General features: G+C 60.4%; 13 protein-coding genes and 2 pseudogenes. 10 read left to right on the top strand and 5 right to left on the bottom strand.

The features are described 5' to 3' along the window. The first annotated feature begins 194 nt into the window (after positions 1-194). Positions 195-1,997 (top strand): acyl-CoA dehydrogenase, encoded by a 1,803-nt coding sequence (locus ACIPL2_RS21980; RefSeq protein ID WP_401359593.1) that lies wholly within the window; start codon positions 195-197, stop codon positions 1,995-1,997. Between the two features lie 118 nt (positions 1,998-2,115). Here ACIPL2_RS21980 and ACIPL2_RS21975 read toward each other — a convergent pair. The 3 genes and pseudogenes from ACIPL2_RS21975 to ACIPL2_RS21965 all read right to left on the bottom strand — a co-directional run bounded on the left by ACIPL2_RS21975 (position 2,116) and on the right by ACIPL2_RS21965 (position 4,682). Then, a pseudogene (locus ACIPL2_RS21975) lies at positions 2,116-4,052 on the bottom strand (methyl-accepting chemotaxis protein). A 100-nt stretch (positions 4,053-4,152) separates the two neighbouring features. After that, on the bottom strand, positions 4,153-4,455 hold the full coding sequence (locus ACIPL2_RS21970) for a cell division protein ZapA (RefSeq protein ID WP_059408103.1): 303 nt from the start codon (positions 4,453-4,455) through the stop codon (positions 4,153-4,155). Further along, a complete protein-coding gene (locus ACIPL2_RS21965; RefSeq protein WP_056852308.1) occupies positions 4,452-4,682 on the bottom strand; it encodes a hypothetical protein in 231 nt (76 codons plus the stop codon). The genes ACIPL2_RS21970 and ACIPL2_RS21965 overlap by 4 nt, the downstream gene beginning before the upstream one ends. A 303-nt stretch (positions 4,683-4,985) precedes the next feature. Between ACIPL2_RS21965 and ACIPL2_RS21960 the strand changes: the two are divergent. From ACIPL2_RS21960 to selO, 5 genes and pseudogenes are all read left to right on the top strand, one after another. Continuing rightward, positions 4,986-5,861, top strand: a pseudogene (locus ACIPL2_RS21960) (MCP four helix bundle domain-containing protein); the annotation flags it as partial. Continuing rightward, positions 5,844-6,716 carry a methyl-accepting chemotaxis protein gene (locus ACIPL2_RS21955; RefSeq protein WP_401359639.1) on the top strand — a complete coding sequence of 291 codons (873 nt, stop codon included), beginning with the start codon at positions 5,844-5,846 and terminating at the stop codon, positions 6,714-6,716. The pseudogene ACIPL2_RS21960 and the gene ACIPL2_RS21955, both read left to right, overlap by 18 nt. Positions 6,717-6,932: 216 nt before the next feature. Continuing rightward, the gene (locus tag ACIPL2_RS21950; RefSeq protein WP_401359590.1) at positions 6,933-8,675 is read left to right on the top strand and encodes a potassium/proton antiporter; all 1,743 of its coding nucleotides are present in this window, start codon (positions 6,933-6,935) and stop codon (positions 8,673-8,675) included. 34 nt (positions 8,676-8,709) lie between these two features. Then, positions 8,710-12,060 carry a mechanosensitive channel MscK gene (gene mscK, locus ACIPL2_RS21945; RefSeq protein ID WP_401359588.1) on the top strand — a complete coding sequence of 1,117 codons (3,351 nt, stop codon included), beginning with the start codon at positions 8,710-8,712 and terminating at the stop codon, positions 12,058-12,060. Positions 12,061-12,108: 48 nt separating this feature from the next. Continuing rightward, positions 12,109-13,572, top strand: coding sequence for a protein adenylyltransferase SelO (gene selO / locus ACIPL2_RS21940; protein ID WP_401359585.1), 1,464 nt, complete (start codon positions 12,109-12,111; stop codon positions 13,570-13,572). A 19-nt stretch (positions 13,573-13,591) separates the two neighbouring features. Here selO and ACIPL2_RS21935 read toward each other — a convergent pair whose 3' ends face one another. Then, positions 13,592-13,813 carry a hypothetical protein gene (locus tag ACIPL2_RS21935; RefSeq protein WP_401359582.1) on the bottom strand — a complete coding sequence of 74 codons (222 nt, stop codon included), beginning with the start codon at positions 13,811-13,813 and terminating at the stop codon, positions 13,592-13,594. Positions 13,814-14,014: 201 nt separating this feature from the next. Between ACIPL2_RS21935 and trxC the strand changes: the two genes are divergently transcribed. Further along, positions 14,015-14,449 (top strand): thioredoxin TrxC, encoded by a 435-nt coding sequence (gene trxC, locus ACIPL2_RS21930; RefSeq protein ID WP_401359579.1) that lies wholly within the window; start codon positions 14,015-14,017, stop codon positions 14,447-14,449. Between the two features lie 130 nt (positions 14,450-14,579). Here the strand turns inward: trxC and ACIPL2_RS21925 are convergent, their stop codons facing one another. Then, a complete protein-coding gene (locus tag ACIPL2_RS21925; protein ID WP_401359577.1) occupies positions 14,580-15,350 on the bottom strand; it encodes a ParA family protein in 771 nt (256 codons plus the stop codon). A gap of 357 nt (positions 15,351-15,707) precedes the next feature. Here ACIPL2_RS21925 and ACIPL2_RS21920 point away from each other — a divergent pair, with 357 nt between their 5' ends. The 3 genes from ACIPL2_RS21920 to ACIPL2_RS21910 are packed head-to-tail and all read left to right on the top strand — an operon-like array spanning position 15,708 to position 17,459. Next, positions 15,708-16,433: a beta-ketoacyl synthase chain length factor gene (locus ACIPL2_RS21920; RefSeq protein ID WP_401359575.1), complete on the top strand. Its 726-nt coding sequence runs from the start codon at positions 15,708-15,710 to the stop codon at positions 16,431-16,433. After that, positions 16,409-17,218, top strand: a complete 810-nt coding sequence (locus ACIPL2_RS21915) for a lysophospholipid acyltransferase family protein (protein ID WP_401359573.1) — start codon at positions 16,409-16,411, stop codon at positions 17,216-17,218. Before ACIPL2_RS21920 ends, ACIPL2_RS21915 begins: the two co-directional genes overlap by 25 nt. Continuing rightward, positions 17,199-17,459 (top strand): phosphopantetheine-binding protein, encoded by a 261-nt coding sequence (locus ACIPL2_RS21910; RefSeq protein WP_134100976.1) that lies wholly within the window; start codon positions 17,199-17,201, stop codon positions 17,457-17,459. Before ACIPL2_RS21915 ends, ACIPL2_RS21910 begins: the two co-directional genes overlap by 20 nt. Positions 17,460-17,466 lie beyond the last annotated feature (7 nt).

Below are 17,466 nucleotides of genomic sequence, written 5' to 3'. Positions count from 1 at the left end.
GTGGGGGGGGGTTTGGGGGTTTGGGGTTTTTTTCTTTAAAATAATTTTTTAACCCCCCCCCCCCCCCCCCCCCAACCCCCGCTCCCACATTTGATTAGCGGTGCCCGCACTCCACCATCACGCTCATCAATCATCCTGTTCAGTCTTTATTCGCACGCCTAGACTCGGTCCATTCCAAAAAAAGGTAGGCCGCCATGTCCGAGACGTTGCTCAGTTCCCGCAATCTGGCTTTCGAGCTGTATGAAGTCCTCGATGCCGAAGGCCTGACCCAGCGTGAGCGTTTCGCCGAGCACAACCGCGAAACCTTCGATGCCGCCATCGGCACCGCCCGCAGCATTGCCGAGAAGTTTTTCGCCCCGCACAACCGCAAGGGTGACGAGAACGAACCGCGCTATGAGGACGGTCAGGCGATTCTGATTCCAGAAGTGAAACCGGCGGTGGATGCGTTCCTCGAAGCCGGTTTCCTCAACGCTGCGCGCAGTTTCGATGCCGGCGGCATGCAACTTCCTACGCTGTTGTCCCAGGCGTGCTTCGCGCACTTTCAGTCGGCCAACGCGGCCTCGACCTCGTACCCGTTCCTGACCATGGGCGCGGCGAACCTGATCGAAAGCTTCGGCACCGAGGAACAGAAGCAGCGCTTCCTGCAACCGATGATCGACGGCCGCTTTTTCGGCACCATGGCCCTGACCGAACCGCATGCCGGTTCGTCGCTGTCGGATATTCGTACCCGCGCCGAGCCAGCGTCCGACGGCACCTATCGACTCAAGGGCAACAAGATCTTCATTTCCGGCGGCGATCACCCGTTGTCGGAAAACATCGTGCACATGGTGCTGGCCAAGCTGCCGGACGCGCCTGCCGGGGTTAAAGGCATTTCGCTGTTCATCGTGCCGAAGTTTCTGGTCAACGATGACGGCAGCCTTGGCAAACGCAACGACGTGCTGCTGGCCGGGTTGTTCCACAAGATGGGCTGGCGCGGCACCACCTCCACCGCGCTGAACTTCGGCGATAACGGCGAGTGTGTCGGCTATCTGGTGGGCAAGCCGCACCATGGCTTGAGCTACATGTTCCAGATGATGAACGAGGCGCGGATCGGCGTCGGCATGGGCGCGGTGATGCTCGGTTATGCCGGTTACCTGTATTCCCTGGAGTACGCTCGCGAACGTCCGCAAGGCCGCGTGCCGGCCAGCAAGGACCCGAACACCGCACCGGTGGCGATCATCCAGCATGCCGACGTCAAGCGCATGTTGCTGACGCAGAAAGCCTACGTCGAAGGCTCGTTCGACCTCGGTCTGTACGCGGCACGGCTGTTCGATGACACCACCACGCTTGAGACTGCAGCCGAACGCAAACAGGCCCATGAGCTGCTGGACTTGCTCACGCCGATCGTCAAATCCTGGCCGTCGGAGTTCTGCCTTAAGGCCAACGAACTGGCGATCCAGATTCTCGGCGGCCACGGTTACACCCGCGAGTATCCGGTGGAGCAGTACTACCGCGACAACCGCCTGAACCCGATCCATGAAGGCACCCACGGCATTCAGTCGCTGGACCTGCTGGGGCGCAAACTGGCGCAGAACGGCGGGGCCGGGCTCAAGCAACTGATTCGCCTGATCGCCGACACGGCCGAGCGGGCGCAGGCGTATGAATCGCTGACCGCGCTGCGTGAGCCATTGGAAAAACTGGTGGCGCGCCTGCAAAGCGTGACCATTGGTCTGCTGACCGATCTGGGGCAAGGCAAGGTCAACAGCAGCCTGGCGAATTCAGCGCTGTACCTGAAAGTGTTTGGGCATACGGTGATTGGCTGGCGCTGGCTGGAGCAGGCGATTCGCGCCGAGGAAGGGTTGGCCAAGGGCAATGCGGCGGATGTGGCCTTCTATAAAGGCAAGCTGCAGGCGGCGCGGTACTTTTTGACCTGGGAAGTGCCGGGTTGCCACCATGAACTGGCGATTCTAGAGGCGCGGGATGATGTGTGCCTTGGGATGCAGGATGAGTGGTTTTGATCAGAATCTTGTGGGGTAGCTGAAATCCAATCGCGAGCAGGCTCGCTCCCACAGGAGATTGCATTCCCATGTGGGAGCGAGCCTGCTCGCGAAGGCGTCAGCACTAGCAGCACATCTTTCAGGTCAGCTTGAACCCACCCATCTGCCGCGCCAAATCATCCGCCAACCGCTGCAACGTCTGACAGTCCTCACGGCAAGCCCTGACCTCCCCCGCCGTCGCCCGGGCCAGATCGGAAATCCCCTGCACGTTACGGTTGATCTCTTCCGTCACCGCCGACTGCTCTTCCGTCGCGGTCGCCACCTGGTGGTTCATGTCGCTGATCCGTTCAACCTGCCCGGTAATCGCCGTCAACGACGCCCCGGTGCGCTGGCTCGACTCAACCCCCGTACCCGTTGCCGCTTGCCCGGTGTGCATCGACGACACCGCATTCTCCGCGCCCTGCTTGAGGCTGCCGATCATCTGCTGAATCTCATCGGTGGACGACTGCGTGCGCCGCGCCAATGTCCGCACTTCATCCGCCACCACCGCAAACCCACGGCCCATGTCCCCGGCCCGCGCCGCTTCGATGGCGGCGTTCAGTGCCAGCAAATTGGTCTGCTCGGATATCCCGCGAATCACCGCCAGCACCTGATCGATGGACGCGACCTGGTTGGCCAACTCGCCCACCGCGCTGGCGGCGAGGCCGATTTCGTCGGACATGCTTTCTATATGCCGGATCGAGCCACCGACCACTTCCCGTGCCTGCATCGCTTCATCGCGGGCATTTTGCGAGGCGACTGCGGCGTTGCCGGCGTTTTGCGCGATTTCCTGCACGGTCAGGCCCATTTCGTGGACGGCGGTGGCGACCATGTCGGTCATTTCCTGCTGCCGACCGGAGCGCTCGGCGGTGTTGTCCACCACCTTCGCCACCTGACCGACCGCTGTGCGCAAGCGCTCGCTGGTGGTCAGCACTTCGCCGATCATCTCGCGCTGACTGTCGAGAAACCGGTTGAAGCCACGGGCCAGGTCACCGAGCTCATCGGCGCGGCTGGAATCCAGCCGGTGGGTCAAATCTCCCCCGCCGCTACCAATGGCTACCAGTGCCGCTGTTACCTGGCGGATGGGTCGCACCAAGCCACGGGCCAACAGCACCACCAGCAACAGGCACACCAGCGCCACCGCCAGACCAATGCCGCTGCTCATCCACATCGCGCGACGGGCTTCGGCGTAGATCTGCGACTGCGGCACTTCCGCCACTAAGGTCCAGCCCAGGTCCCGCAGTGGCAGGCTCAGCGCCAGATAATCCTCGCCATCGCGCACAAAGCTGCTGTTAGTGGCAATTTTTTGACCCATGACGGCTTGCGCCGCAGGTGTGCCAATCTGCTCGGCCAAGGTGCGTTTGCCACTGAACTGCGCCTCGGGATGCACCTGGATCAACCCGTCGGAACGCACGAGATAGACCTTGCCGCGCTCACCGAAGTTGAAGTTATGGATCAGCTCCGACAGCTCTTTCATGCTCAGCCCGAGCCCGGCAACGCCCACGACTTTGCCGGCGTGCTCAACCTTGAGGTCGATGAACAGCGCCAATTCTCCGGTCGCGGTGTCATTGTCGATATTGAGGGTGCGCGGCTGGTGGCTGTCGAGAAACTCGTAGAACCAGGCGTCTTTGGGGTTGGAGCGGCTAAGCGTTCGGTCCAGACCCTTTTCCGTGAAGTAGTGATTGGACGCGGTGCCGACGATCAGCGCGGTAAAGGCTTTGTGCTCGGCGCGGATGCCTTCCAGGTACTGCACGAAGGTCTCGGTCTGGGCAGGATTTTCGCCCCCGGCCAACCAGTCGCGCACCATGCTATTGCTGGCGATGTCCTTGGCGGCGGTGAGGGGTTGTACGAGGATTCGCTCGATGTCGTTGCGCATCGCTTCGATGCTCGACGGCAATGCTGTTCGACCAGATAGCGCTGGGCGAGACGGTTGACCACGAGGGTATAAATGCCAACCACGATCAGGATGCTGACCAGCAGGGCGGTGCCCATGCTCAGGATCAACTGCCATTGAATACTGCGTCGCCAGAACTGCATGGAGCACCCCCAAAGAATAAGAGGCTGAAACACTGCAACAGCCGTGCCGATTGTATACAACGCAAACGACAATCTATTCTTTGGTTGTGCGCAAAGCCGATCAGGCCTGATTGATCGTCTTGGAGATCACTTCAACCGTGGCGCTGACTTGCTCTTGGTAACGGTCGAGTTCCTGCTGATGCTGCTTTTTCATTTCGATCTGCTGAGAGCACAAGTTCATCGCAGCCAAAACCAGCAGTCGGTCACCGATCAGCGTCGGGTACTTCTTTTTGGTGTCGGCCAATGCGGCTTTCAACATTAACGCGGCGTCCAACAGGGTTTGTTCTTCCCCGGCCGGCGCCTTGATCGAATAGTCCTCCCCCAGGATCGAGACGACTTTTACCCCTGCGGCGCCGTAACTCATGCGCTGACTGGGCCAGCGCTGACGCGCTCAACCAGGGCCTGGATGCGTGCGGCAGTGGCGCCTTGCTTCTCTTCCTGTTCCATCAGGCTCAATTGCAGGCTTTCGTTTTCATCTTTGGCCTGGGCCAGTTCCGCACTCAGGGCTTGGTTGGTGCCGAGCAAGGTCTGGTTCTGTTGCACCAGGTCGCTGACCAGCTGTTCCAATTGGCTTAGGGATGCTTCCAACATTTTGATATTCCAGGCATTTTCAAAGGGCGCGTACGATAAAGAAAAGTCACCATGGATGCCAGGGTTATACCGGCGCAAGGCCTTGATTTTCCTGACAGGTGACCTCCCTCGCGAACTTTAAAGACTGTGATCGGCCGATCTGGTTCCTGCACTTCGTCGCCACAGGTCAAAAGCAGCACACGATCCCTTGTAGGAGCGAAGCTTGCTCGCGAAAGACGTTAACGATAACGCGTGCTGTCAGGACGTACCCATTGCCTGGATATTTTTCGCGAGCAAGCTTCGCTCCTACAGGTAGAAGCGTTTATGCGACAAAAACGCGCAGGGGCTCAAGACTTTAGTCGCAGGACCGATAAGTCACGCATACGTCAGTCTCCGCGCCACACCGGTGCGCTCTTTTCGGTAACCACCATGTCCCTTCGTAATATGAACATCGCGCCGCGGGCGTTCCTTGGCTTCGCCCTGATTGGCGGGCTGATGCTGGTCCTGGGTGTGTTTGCCTTGAACCAGATGAGCAAGATTCGCGGCGCCGCCGAGGACATCACCCTGAGCAGCGTGCCAAGCATCAAGAGCCTCGACGAGTTCACCCAACTCACCCTGCGCCTGCGCGTGCTGTCCTACCGTTTGCTGGTGAACCGCGAGCCGGACGTTCAGCAAAAAACCATGGACCTGCTGGAAACCCGCAATCAGCAGATCCGTACGGCGCAATCGACCTACGAAAAACTGATCAGCAGCCCGCAGGAACGCGCGGCCTACGATCAGTACGTGCAGCTGCTGGGGCAATACCGCCAGATTGAAGACCGGATGAAGACGCTGTCGCGCAACAATCAAGTCGATGAACTGCGCACCCTGCTCAACACCGACCTGCTGACCAACTCCGAAGCCGTGAACGCTGTGCTGAACCGTTTGCTGGAGATCAACACGCAGCAAACCCTCGACACCAACCAGCAGGCGGCCGATCAGTACGCCTCGGCGTTTAACCTGGTGGTGACGCTGCTGGTGATCGCCACCGGCCTGACCTTGTTGTTCGCCTGGTTGCTGACCAATAGCATCACCAAACCGATCGCCAATGCACTGAGCGCCGCTGAAGAAATCGCCGAAGGCAACCTGACGCGCCCGATTACCGTGGACGGGCAGGACGAAGCCGGTCGTCTGCTGGCGGCCATGTCGAAGATGCAGGACAAGCTGCGCGACACCCTGCAACGGATTTCCGGCTCGGCCACGCAACTGGCCTCCGCCGCTGAAGAACTCAACAGCGTCACCGACGAAAGCGCCCGTGGCCTGACCCAGCAGAACAACGAAATCGAACAGGCCGCCACGGCGGTCAACGAAATGACCAGCGCCGTGGAAGAAGTCGCGCGCAATGCCGTCAGCACCTCCGAAGCGTCGAAGAACGCCACCACTTCCGCCGGTGACGGTCGCGACCTTGTGCAGGAAACCGTCAGCGCCATCGAACGCATGAGCGCCGACGTGCAGAGCACCGCGACCCTGATCGGCGACCTGGCCAACGAGTCGCGGGATATCGGCAAAGTGCTGGACGTGATTCGCGGCCTGGCCGACCAGACCAACCTGCTGGCGTTGAACGCCGCCATTGAAGCCGCACGTGCCGGTGAAGCCGGTCGTGGGTTTGCGGTGGTCGCGGATGAAGTGCGTGCCTTGGCCCACCGGACGCAGCAGTCGACCAGCGAGATCGAACGGATGATCGGCAGCATCCAGAGCGGCACCGAGCACGCGGTGGATTCGATGCGCAACAGCACCGAGCGCGCCGAATCGACCCTGAACATTGCTCGCGGCGCCGGGATGTCGCTGGACACTATTAACAGTGCCATCGTCGAAATCAATGAACGCAACCTGGTGATCGCCAGCGCGGCCGAAGAGCAGGCGCAGGTCGCCCGTGAAGTGGACCGCAACCTGGTGAACATTCGCGATTTGTCGGTGCAATCGGCGACCGGGGCCAGCCAGACCAGCGCCGCGAGCAATGAGCTGTCGCGGTTGGCGCTGGACCTGAACAACATGGTTGGACGGTTCAGCCTCTAGCGGCCACGCCGTCCCTGTAGGAGCGAGCTTGCTCGCGATGATGTCAATGACGACGCGCGGAATCTGGCAACCCGCGTTATCGTTGACGTTCATCGCGACCAAGCTCGCTCCTACAAAAAGCTTTTTGACAGCATCACATTTCAACAGGTTAGAATCGCTGGCACGCAGACTGCATGGTCAGTTTGTGCCCGCCTTTAGCTTTCTGGAGTACTGCCTTTGAATGCGACGACCATCAACAGCCTGTTCTTGATCGGCGCGTTGCTGGTAGGTGCGAGCATTCTGGTGAGCTCACTTTCGTCGCGCCTCGGCATCCCGATTCTGGTGATCATCCTGGCGGTCGGCATGGCCGCCGGCGTCGACGGCGGCGGCATTATCTTCGATAACTACCCGACGGCTTACCTGGTCGGCAACCTCGCGTTGGCGGTGATTCTGCTCGACGGTGGCTTGCGCACACGGGTGTCCAGTTTCCGCGTGGCGTTATGGCCGGCGCTGTCGCTGGCCACGGTCGGGGTGTTGATTACCACCGGGCTGACCGGCATGGCCGCCGCCTGGCTGTTCAACCTGAACATGATCCAGGGCCTGCTGATTGGCGCTATCGTCGGCTCCACCGACGCCGCGGCGGTGTTCTCGCTGCTGGGTGGCAAAGGCCTGAACGAACGGGTGACCGCCAGCCTCGAGATCGAATCCGGCAGCAACGATCCGATGGCGGTGTTCCTCACCGTGACCCTGATCGACATGCTCGCCAGCGGCCAGACCGGCCTGCACTGGAGCCTGCTCACCCACTTGGTGCGCGAGTTCGGCATCGGCGCCATCATCGGTCTCGGTGGCGGCTGGGTCATGCTGCAATTGGTCAACCGCATCAATCTGGCCACCGGCCTCTATCCGATTCTGGTGATTGCCGGCGGTCTGCTGGTGTTCGCCCTGACCAACGCCCTGCACGGCAGTGGCTTCCTCGCGGTGTACCTGTGCGGCCTGGTCATCGGCAACCGCCCGGTGCGCAGTCGCCACGGCATTTTGCACATGCTCGACGGCATGGCCTGGCTGGCGCAGATCGGGATGTTCCTGGTGCTGGGGCTGCTGGTCACGCCGCACGACTTGCTGCCGATTGCCCTGCCCGCTTTGGGCCTGGCCCTGTGGATGATTCTGTTTGCCCGGCCGCTGTCGGTAGTGGTCGGCCTGCTGCCGTTCAAGGCGTTCCATGGCCGGGAAAAGGCGTTTATTTCCTGGGTCGGACTGCGCGGCGCGGTCCCGATCATTCTGGCGGTGTTCCCGCTGATGGCCGGCCTGCCGAATGCCCAGCTCTATTTCAACCTCGCCTTCTTTATCGTGCTGGTGTCGCTGCTGGTCCAGGGCACGAGCCTGCCGTGGGTCGCCAAATTGCTCAAGGTGACCGTTCCCCCGGAGCCGGCGCCGATCTCCCGTGCAGCCCTGGAGGTGCACGTCACCAGCGAGTGGGAACTGTTCGTTTATCGCCTCGGCGCTGAAAAATGGTGCATCGGTTCGCCCCTTCGCGAGCTGAAAATGCCCGAAGGCACGCGCATCGCGGCACTGTTTCGTGGCCAGCAACTGCTCCATCCGTCGGGTAGTACGGTGCTCGAGGTCGACGATTTGCTCTGCGTAATCGGCCATGAACACAACCTTTCGGCCCTCGGAAAACTCTTCAGCCAGGCACCGCAACGCGGCCTCGATCTGCGCTTCTTCGGCGACTTCGTACTCGAAGGAGACGCCCAGCTGGCCGCGGTTGCGGCGCTGTACGGGTTGAAAGTCGAAGGCATCGATCCGGACATGACTTTGGCCCACTTCATCGCCCACAAAGTCGGCGGTGCTCCAGTGGTGGGTGACCAGGTGGAGTGGAACAACACCATCTGGACGGTCGCGGTCATGGAAGGGAACAAGATCGGCAAAGTGGGCGTCAGATTCCCCGAAGGAAGTCGCCCCGGCCCGGGCTTGTTCCTCTAAACTCCATTCTTCGTCTCGTTTTCGATCGGTCTCTATGTCAACCCTGCGCACCTTTTTCGTCACGGCCCTGCTGGGCTTGAGCCTCTCCATCGGTACATTGCAAGCGGCCGAACCGCCGTCCAGCGAAGCCGTGCAGACGAGCCTGGACAAGATCGCCGAACGCAAACTGCCGGAAGCCGATCAAAAAGCCCTGCAGAGCATCCTGCAAAGCACGCTGACACACCTCAATAACCAGCGTGATTACGAGCAGAAGCTGGTGGCGCTCAAGCAGCAGCTGGCCACCGCGCCCAAGCAGAACATCGAGAATCAGCGCGAACTGACCCGCCTCAAGGCCACCAATGTAGTGCCGGTCGCGCAACGCTATTCCAAAGAGTCGATTCAGCAGCTGGAGCAGATGCTGACCGAGCGCTCGACCCAGCAAAGCGATCTGCAAAAGGCCCTGGCCGAGGCCAACAGCCTGGTCATCACCGCCCAGACCCGTCCTGAGCGCGCCCAGGCGGAAATTTCCGCCAGCCAGACGCGCATCCAGCAGATCAATAACATCCTCAAGGCCGGCAAGGACGCCGGCAAGACCCTGACCCCGGAGCAACGCGACCAGCTCAATGCCGAGCTCGCGGCCCTGAATGCGCTGATCCCGCTGCGTCGCCAGGAACTGGCCGGCAACAGCCAGTTGCAGGACCTGGGCAACAGCCAGCATGACTTGCTCTCGGAGAAATCCGATCGTCTGGACAAGGAAATCCAGGAGCTGCAAAACCTGATCAACCAGAAACGCCTGGCCCAATCCCAGGAGACGGTGACGCAGCAGTCCATCGAAGCACAGAAGTCCGGCGGCAGTGCGCTGTTGGCCACTGAAAGCGCGGCCAACCTGAAGCTCTCGGACTACCTGCTCAAAAGCACTGACCGCCTCAACGAAGTCACCCAGCAAAACCTGCAGACCAAGCAGCAACTGGACAACGTGACCCAGAGCGATTCGGCCCTGGACGAGCAAATCAACGTGCTCAAGGGCAGCCTGCTGCTTTCCAAGATCCTCTACAAACAGAAACAGGCCCTGCCGCGTCTCAAGCTCGACCGCGACCTCGCCGACCAGATCGCCGACATTCGCCTGTATCAGTTCGAAGTCAGCCAGCAGCGGGAGCTGCTCAGCAACCCGGCGACTTACGTCGACAACCTGCTGTCGACCCAAGCGCCGGAACAGGTCACCCCACAGCTGCGCAAAAGCCTGCTGGAACTGGCCAACACTCGCGCCGACCTGCTGGAGCGTTTGAACCGCGAACTGAGTGCGGTGCTCAACGAATCGATCACCCTGCAACTCAATCAGAAACAACTGCTCAGCACCGCGCAAAGCCTGCGGGCGACCCTCGACGAGCAAATGTTCTGGATTCCCAGCAATAAGCCGCTGGACCTGGAATGGATACACGCCGTGCCGGAGCGCCTGCAACGTCAGGTCACCACCTTGCCGTGGGCTTCAAGCCTCAGCGAACTGTCTGACGGCCTGACCCAGCGACCGTTGCTGTTCCTGCCGCTGGCACTGCTGATCGGTGCCCTGTTGTGGCGGCGCAAGAGTCTTTATGCGCGACTGAACAAGGTTCACCAGGACATCGGCCATTTCAAGCGTGACAGCCAGTGGCATACGCCGCAGGCGATCCTGATCAATATCCTGCTGGCCATGCCGGTTTCGCTGGGCCTGGCCCTGTGTGGCCTGGCCTTGCAGATCGACGCTCGCGGGCAAAACGCCAACATGGGCGCGGCGCTGCTGCAAATGGCCCAGGCCTGGCTGGTGTTCTACACCGCCTACCGGATCCTCGCGCCGGGCGGCGTGGCCGAATTGCACTTCCGCTGGGAAAAACCCCAGGTCGAATTCCTCCAGGGCTGGGTCCGCCGGCTCGGGCTGGTGGTGATGGCGCTGGTCGCCGTCGTGGCAGTCGCCGAACTGCAACCCGCGGCGCTGGCCGACGACGTGCTCGGCATGCCGGTGGTGCTGACCTGTTATGCCTTGATGGCCTGGCTGCTCAGCCGCCTGCTGATCAGCAGCCCGACCCATCAGAACGCTTCGCTGTTTCGCAAGGCCGTAGGGATCTTGTTCACGGTCCTGCCGGTCGCGTTGTTCGTGGCGGTGTGCTTCGGCTACTACTACACCGCGCTGAAACTCAGCGACCGGTTGATCAACACCCTGTACCTGCTGATGTTCTGGCTGGTGATCGAAGCCACCTTCGTCCGCGGCCTCAGCGTTGCCGCGCGACGCCTGGCCTACCAGCGCGCCCTGGCCAAACGCCAGGCGGCGAAAGAGGCCGGCGATGGCGAAGCGGTGATCGAAGAGCCGACCCTGGACATCGAGAAGGTCAACGAACAATCCCTGCGCCTCATCCGCCTGGCCCTGCTCGGCGGGTTCATGGCCGCGCTGTACTGGGTCTGGTCGGACCTGATTTCGGTGTTCTCGTACCTGGACAACATCACCCTCTACGAATACACCAGCGGCACCGGCGCCAACATGAGCATGGTGCCGATCAGCATCGGCGACATGCTTGGCGCGCTGATCATCATCGGCATCACCTTCGCCCTCGCGCGCAACTTGCCCGGCCTGCTGGAAGTATTGGTGTTGTCGAAACTGAACCTGGCGCAAGGCAGCGCCTATGCCACCACCACGTTGCTGTCCTACGTGATCGCCGGTGTCGGTTTCGTCTCGACCCTGTCGACGCTCGGCGTGAGCTGGGACAAGTTGCAATGGCTGGTCGCGGCGCTATCGGTCGGCCTCGGGTTCGGGATGCAGGAGATCTTTGCGAACTTCATCTCCGGGATCATGATCCTGTTCGAACGCCCGGTGCGAATCGGCGACACCATCACCATCGGCAACCTGTCGGGCACGGTGAGCAAGATCCGCATCCGCGCCACCACCATCACCGACTTTGACCGCAAGGACATCATTGTCCCGAACAAGACGTTCATCACCGGGCAACTGATCAACTGGTCCCTGACCGACACCATCACCCGAGTGACCCTCAAACTCGGCGTCGATTACGGTTCGGACCTGGACCTGGTGAAAGAGCTGCTGCTGAAAGCCGCCCGGGAAAACCCGCGCGTCCTGAAGGATCCGGAACCGCATGTGTACTTCCTGAACTTCGGCGAAAGCACCCTCGACCACGAGTTGCGCATGCATGTGCGTGACCTCGGTGACCGCAACCCAGTGCTCGACGAGGTCAACCGCTTCATCAATCGCGAGTTCAAGAAGCACCACATCAACATCTCGTTCCGGCAGATGGAGGTTTATCTCAAGAACATCCAGGGCCAGGAATACAAAATGGTGCCCATCGATCCGGAAGCCAAAACCATCGTGCCCAAGGTCGATGGTCAAGCGGCTCAAGAGCCGCCCGCCGCCAAGCTCGACTAACCGGCTTATCCCTAGCAGAATGCTCGGACATTCTGCTGGAGATGGCCGTTGAAAGCCCTCGACGAACTGACCTTCGATAATCGCTTCGCCCGCCTCGGCGATACGTTTTCCGCCCATGTGCTGCCCGAGCCCATCGACAACCCGCGCCTGGTGGTGGCCAGCCCCGCCGCCATGGCGCTGCTCGACCTCGACCCGGCCGTGGCCGACACCCAGGAGTTTGCCGAGCTTTTCAGCGGCCATAAGCTCTGGGCCGACGCCGTTCCGAGGGCGATGGTCTATTCCGGTCATCAGTTCGGTTCCTACAACCCACAGCTAGGCGATGGCCGCGGCCTGTTGCTGGGCGAGGTCTACAACGAAGCCGGCGAGCATTGGGACCTGCACCTGAAGGGCGCCGGCCAGACGCCCTTTTCACGCATGGGCGATGGCCGGGCGGTGTTGCGCTCCTCGATCCGCGAATTTCTCGCCTCCGAAGCGTTGTATGCCCTGAACATCCCGACCACTCGGGCCCTGTGCGTGATCGGCTCCGACACTCCGGTGTGGCGCGAGAAACAGGAGCGCGCGGCGATGGTCCTGCGCATGGCGCCGAGCCATATACGCTTCGGCCATTTCGAATATTTCTACTACACCAAACGCCCCGAGAAGCAGAAAGAACTCGGTGAGCACGTGCTGGCCATGCACTTCCCGGAATGCCTGGAACAACCGGAACCGTACCTGGCGATGTTCCGTGAAATCGTCGAGCGCAATGCCGAGCTGATCGCCAAGTGGCAGGCCTATGGCTTCTGCCACGGCGTGATGAACACCGACAACATGTCGATCCTCGGCATCACCTTCGACTATGGCCCGTTCGCCTTCCTCGACGACTTCGACGCCCACTTCATCTGCAACCACTCCGACGACCAGGGCCGCTACTCCTACAGCAACCAGGTGCCGATCGGCCAGTGGAACCTCAGCGCCCTGGCCCAGGCCCTGACGCCGTTCATCAGCGTCGAGGCCCTGCGCGAAACCCTCGGCCTGTACTTCCCGCTGTACCAGGCTCATTACCTCGACCTGATGCGCCGCCGCCTCGGCCTCACCACCGCCGAAGACGACGACCAGAAACTGCTGGAACACCTGCTGCAACTGATGCAAAACAGCGGCGTCGACTACAGCCTGTTCTTCCGCCGCCTGGGGGATGAATCACCAGAACTTGCGGTCGCCCGCCTGCGTGATGACTTCGTCGACATCAAGGGCTTCGATGCCTGGGGCGAACTCTACGTCGCCCGGGTTGCTCGTGATGGTGAGGTTGATCAGGAACAACGTCGCAAACGGATGCACGCGGTCAATCCGCTGTACATCCTGCGTAACTACCTGGCGCAGAAGGCGATTGATGCGGCGGAAAGCGGCGACTATTCTGAGGTTCGACGACTGCATGCGGTGTTGAGCAATCCGTTTGAGCAGCAGCCGGGGATGGAAAGTTATGCCGAGCGGCCACCGGAGTGGGGCAAGCATTTGGAGATCAGTTGTTCTTCGTGATGATTGAACGCTGAATATTTCAGATTGGCACTGATCGGTACTCACGGTCATAGGCTTCGATATGGTCGCCTATGATCGATACCAAACTTTCCAGTGGATGCAATTCATTACCGTCCATCATTTTTCGCAACTCATCCCGCGAGTCGACCAACCGATCGTACTCAGCTGCAGATTCCGGCTGTTTTAACAACCATGATACGAATGGCCAGTGTTCGGCGGCTTGTTTGACGATATCGCTCATTTCTACACCTCTTTGGTATGTCGGATTGCACGAGTGGAGACTAAGAGATGGACCACTCGCTATCTAGCAGACAGAACCGCCATGACTTGTAGGTCGCCTCTCCCATTGCAGAAGGCTCTTGCCTACAGATTTCTGCCTTGATAAACGACACCTGTGCCTCCAGATCCATCGCATTGACTGCCAACTTTCGAAGAGCCGACCATGCCCGACCCACTCCTCATCCCCTGCCCCCACTGCAACGGCCTCAACCGCATCCCCGCCAAGCGCCTCAACGACCATCCGAAATGCGGCCGCTGTAAAGCCGAGGTCTTGCTGAGCAAGCCTTTCGAGTTGAAGCAAGGCGATTACGCCAGTCAGATCAAGGGCGATCTGCCGCTGCTGGTGGACGTGTGGGCGGAGTGGTGTGGGCCGTGCAAGTCGTTTGCGCCGGTGTTCGAGCAGGCGGCGGGGCAACTGGCGGGCAAGTGTCGGTTGGCCAAGCTGGACAGCGAGGCGAATCAGCAGTTGTCGGCGCAACTGGGGATTCGTTCGATTCCCACCCTGATTCTATTCAAGAACGGCCGGGAAGTGGCGCGCCAGAGCGGAGCCTTCCCGTTACCGCAGTTGATGAGCTGGTTGCGCAGCCAAGGGATTTAGTCACACCGCGATCAAGTGTGGGAGCGGGCTTGCTCGCGAAGAGGGATTTCCATCCAGCATCAATGCTGACTGATAAATCGCTATCGCGAGCAAGCTCGCTCCTACAGTGGCTTCGTGTACTCAGCAAGGATCAGGCGTTTTCGAGGAGGTTGTGCAGGTCGACGAATTGCTGGGTCAGCTTGTGCCGTGGATCCAGGTGAATCAGCGGCATGTTGGCCTGGTGAGATTCACGCATCCGCACCGAGCTGCCCAGGTACACCGGCAGTACCGGCAACCCTTCGGCGATCAGCTCGTCGAGGATTTGCTGGGGCAGGCTGGCCCGGGCCTGGAACTGGTTGACGACGATGCCTTCAACTTCCAACCCTTCGTTATGGTCATCCTTCAACTCTGCGATTTCCGCCAGCAGGCCGTACAGCGCCTGACGCGAGAAGCTGTCGCAATCGAAGGGGATCAGCACGCGATCAGCGGCAATCAAGGCCGACACCGCGTAAAAATTCAGCGCTGGCGGCGTATCGAGGTAGATCCGGTCGTAGTCGCCGTCCAGTTCCTCGAGCAATTTGCGCAGCTTGTTGATCTTGTGTTTCGCCTCAAGCTTGGGCTGCAAGTCGGCCAGCTCCGCCGTGGCGGTAATCACATGGAGGTTATCGAACGGGGTTTCGTAGATATCAACCTGGTTTTTCTTCGCGAAAGGCCCGGAAGACAAGGTCTGCTTGAAAAAGTCGGCGATACCCATGGGAATGTCATTCCCGGTGAGCCCCGTCAGGTACTGAGTGGAGTTGGCCTGGGCATCGAGATCCACCAACAAGGTGCGATAACCCTCACTGGCGCTAACCGCCGCCAGATTGCAGGCAATACTGGATTTGCCTACGCCACCTTTCTGATTGAACACCACGCGCCGCATGTCAAAAACCTCCGTGTATCAAAGAATGACCGAGTGTAGTAGTCCACGGCGCTGCTTAGCTACCTTGTCGGCATAGGGACTACACAGTCAGTTGTCATCTCCTGGTGAAAAAGCCGCGAACTCATCCATGGATTACCGACGGAGCCGACAGACAGGCCGGCGCTGATGTGGATAATGGCCATTCGACAGTTTTCTCGCGAACCAACCGGTACATTTGATTGGGCAAAATGTAACCAGCATTTGCTACACGTCCGCCGCACCGGGATAATGCGCGCCACTCGGCGTTAACCGCCACGTAAGGTCTGTCGCTGTTTTTGTGACTCACCGCGTCAAGAAAGCCCCGCAGGGGCGGGATGAATGTCTGTGATCAACTTCAACATCGCCCAATGGCGCGCGTGGGCTCCGGGGCTCGAAAGCGTGGACGACTGGCAAGCCTGGTGCCGACAACCGGTCGTGCTGGCGAGCAGCGATGCCGCTCCCGACGTGTCGTTCCTGCCGGCCATGCAGCGCCGGCGCCTCAGTCGCCTGGCACGGATGGCATTCAGCGTTGGCTGGCCATTGGCCGATGGTCGCCAGGACCTACCGTTGGTCTTTATTTCCCGCCATGGTGAAACCCCGCGCACCTTCGACATCCTCAGTGATCTGGCGGCTGAAGAACCGTTGTCGCCGACTCAATTCAGCTTGTCGGTGCACAACGCGATCATCGGGCTGTGGTCGATCATGCGCGGCGAAACCAGCGAAATGACTGCCCTCGCCGCGGCTGGCGACGGCCTTGAAAACGGCATGCTAGAGGCGGCGGCTTTACTTTCCGAAGGCGCGCCTGCGGTATTGCTGGTGGTCACTGAAGAGCAACCGCCAGAGGCTTACTCGACGTGGATCGACGACGTGCCGTTTCCTTACGCGGTTGGCCTGCTGATTACTCCGGGAAACGACTGGCAGCTGTCCCTGAACAGCGCCTCGGATCAGTTGTCCAAAGCCCACTGGCCCCATGCCCTGAACCTATTGCGTACCCTGCTGGGCCAGCAGACCACCTGCCAACATGCCTGGAAAAATCGTGTATGGACCTGGCAACGCAACCTGTAACCGAAAAAAACCGCGACGCCTATTACTGGCGCCTGCTGGCCACCGCTGCAAGCTTCACCCTCTTCGGGTTGGGCGGGCTGTGCCTGCGCCTCGTGGTTTTCCCGCTGCTGAACTGCCTGCCCGGCGACGCCCTGACTCATCGGCAGCGAGCCCGGCAGACCGTCGCTCGGCTGTTCTGGTTTTTTGTGCGGTTCATGGCCCGCACCGGCGTGCTGACCTACGACATTCAGGGCGCGGAAAAACTCGGGCGCCCAGGCCAGATGATCATCGCCAATCACCCGTCGCTGATCGACGTGGTATTCCTGATCGGCCTGGTGCGCCACGCCAACTGCGTGGTGAAAAAAAGCCTCTGGGAAAACCCGTTCACTCGCGGTCCGCTACGCTGCACCGACTACATCAGCAACGACGGCAGCATGGACATGCTCGACGCCGCGGCCGATGCGCTGAAAAGCGGCCAGACCCTGATCATCTTTCCCGAGGGCACGCGCACCGATCCAGGCAAAGCGCCGGCCTTCCATCGAGGTGCTGCTGCGATTGCACTTCGCGGTGCGAAAATCCTCACCCCGGTAATCATCAAGGTCAACCCGACCACGTTGACCAAGGCCGAACCCTGGTATCGCATCCCGAAACGCCGCGTGCACTTCAGTTTCCGTGTCGGGGCCGATATAGACCCACAGACTTTCGCCGCGTATGGCCCTGCCCCTCAAGCCTCGCGCAAGCTCAACGATTACTTGCACACCTACTTTATTAAGGAGCTCGCCGAAGATGAGCGATCTACACCGTGAAATCAAAGAACTGATCATCGAAGCCCTGGGACTCGAAGACATCAGCGCACAAGACATCGGCGACGACCAGACCCTGTTCGGCGAAGGCCTGGGCCTGGATTCGGTAGACGCCCTGGAACTCGGCCTGGCGATCCAGAAAAAGTACGGCATCAAAATCGACGCCGACGCCAAGGACACGCGTAATCACTTCAGCAACGTGGCGAGCCTTGCGGCGTTCGTCACTGCAAAACAGGCAGCTTGAGACCGGA

This window comes from Pseudomonas sp. NPDC086251 (assembly GCF_044746405.1).
Classification (GTDB): domain Bacteria; phylum Pseudomonadota; class Gammaproteobacteria; order Pseudomonadales; family Pseudomonadaceae; genus Aquipseudomonas.
This window is presented reverse-complemented; position numbering and strand designations above follow the sequence as displayed.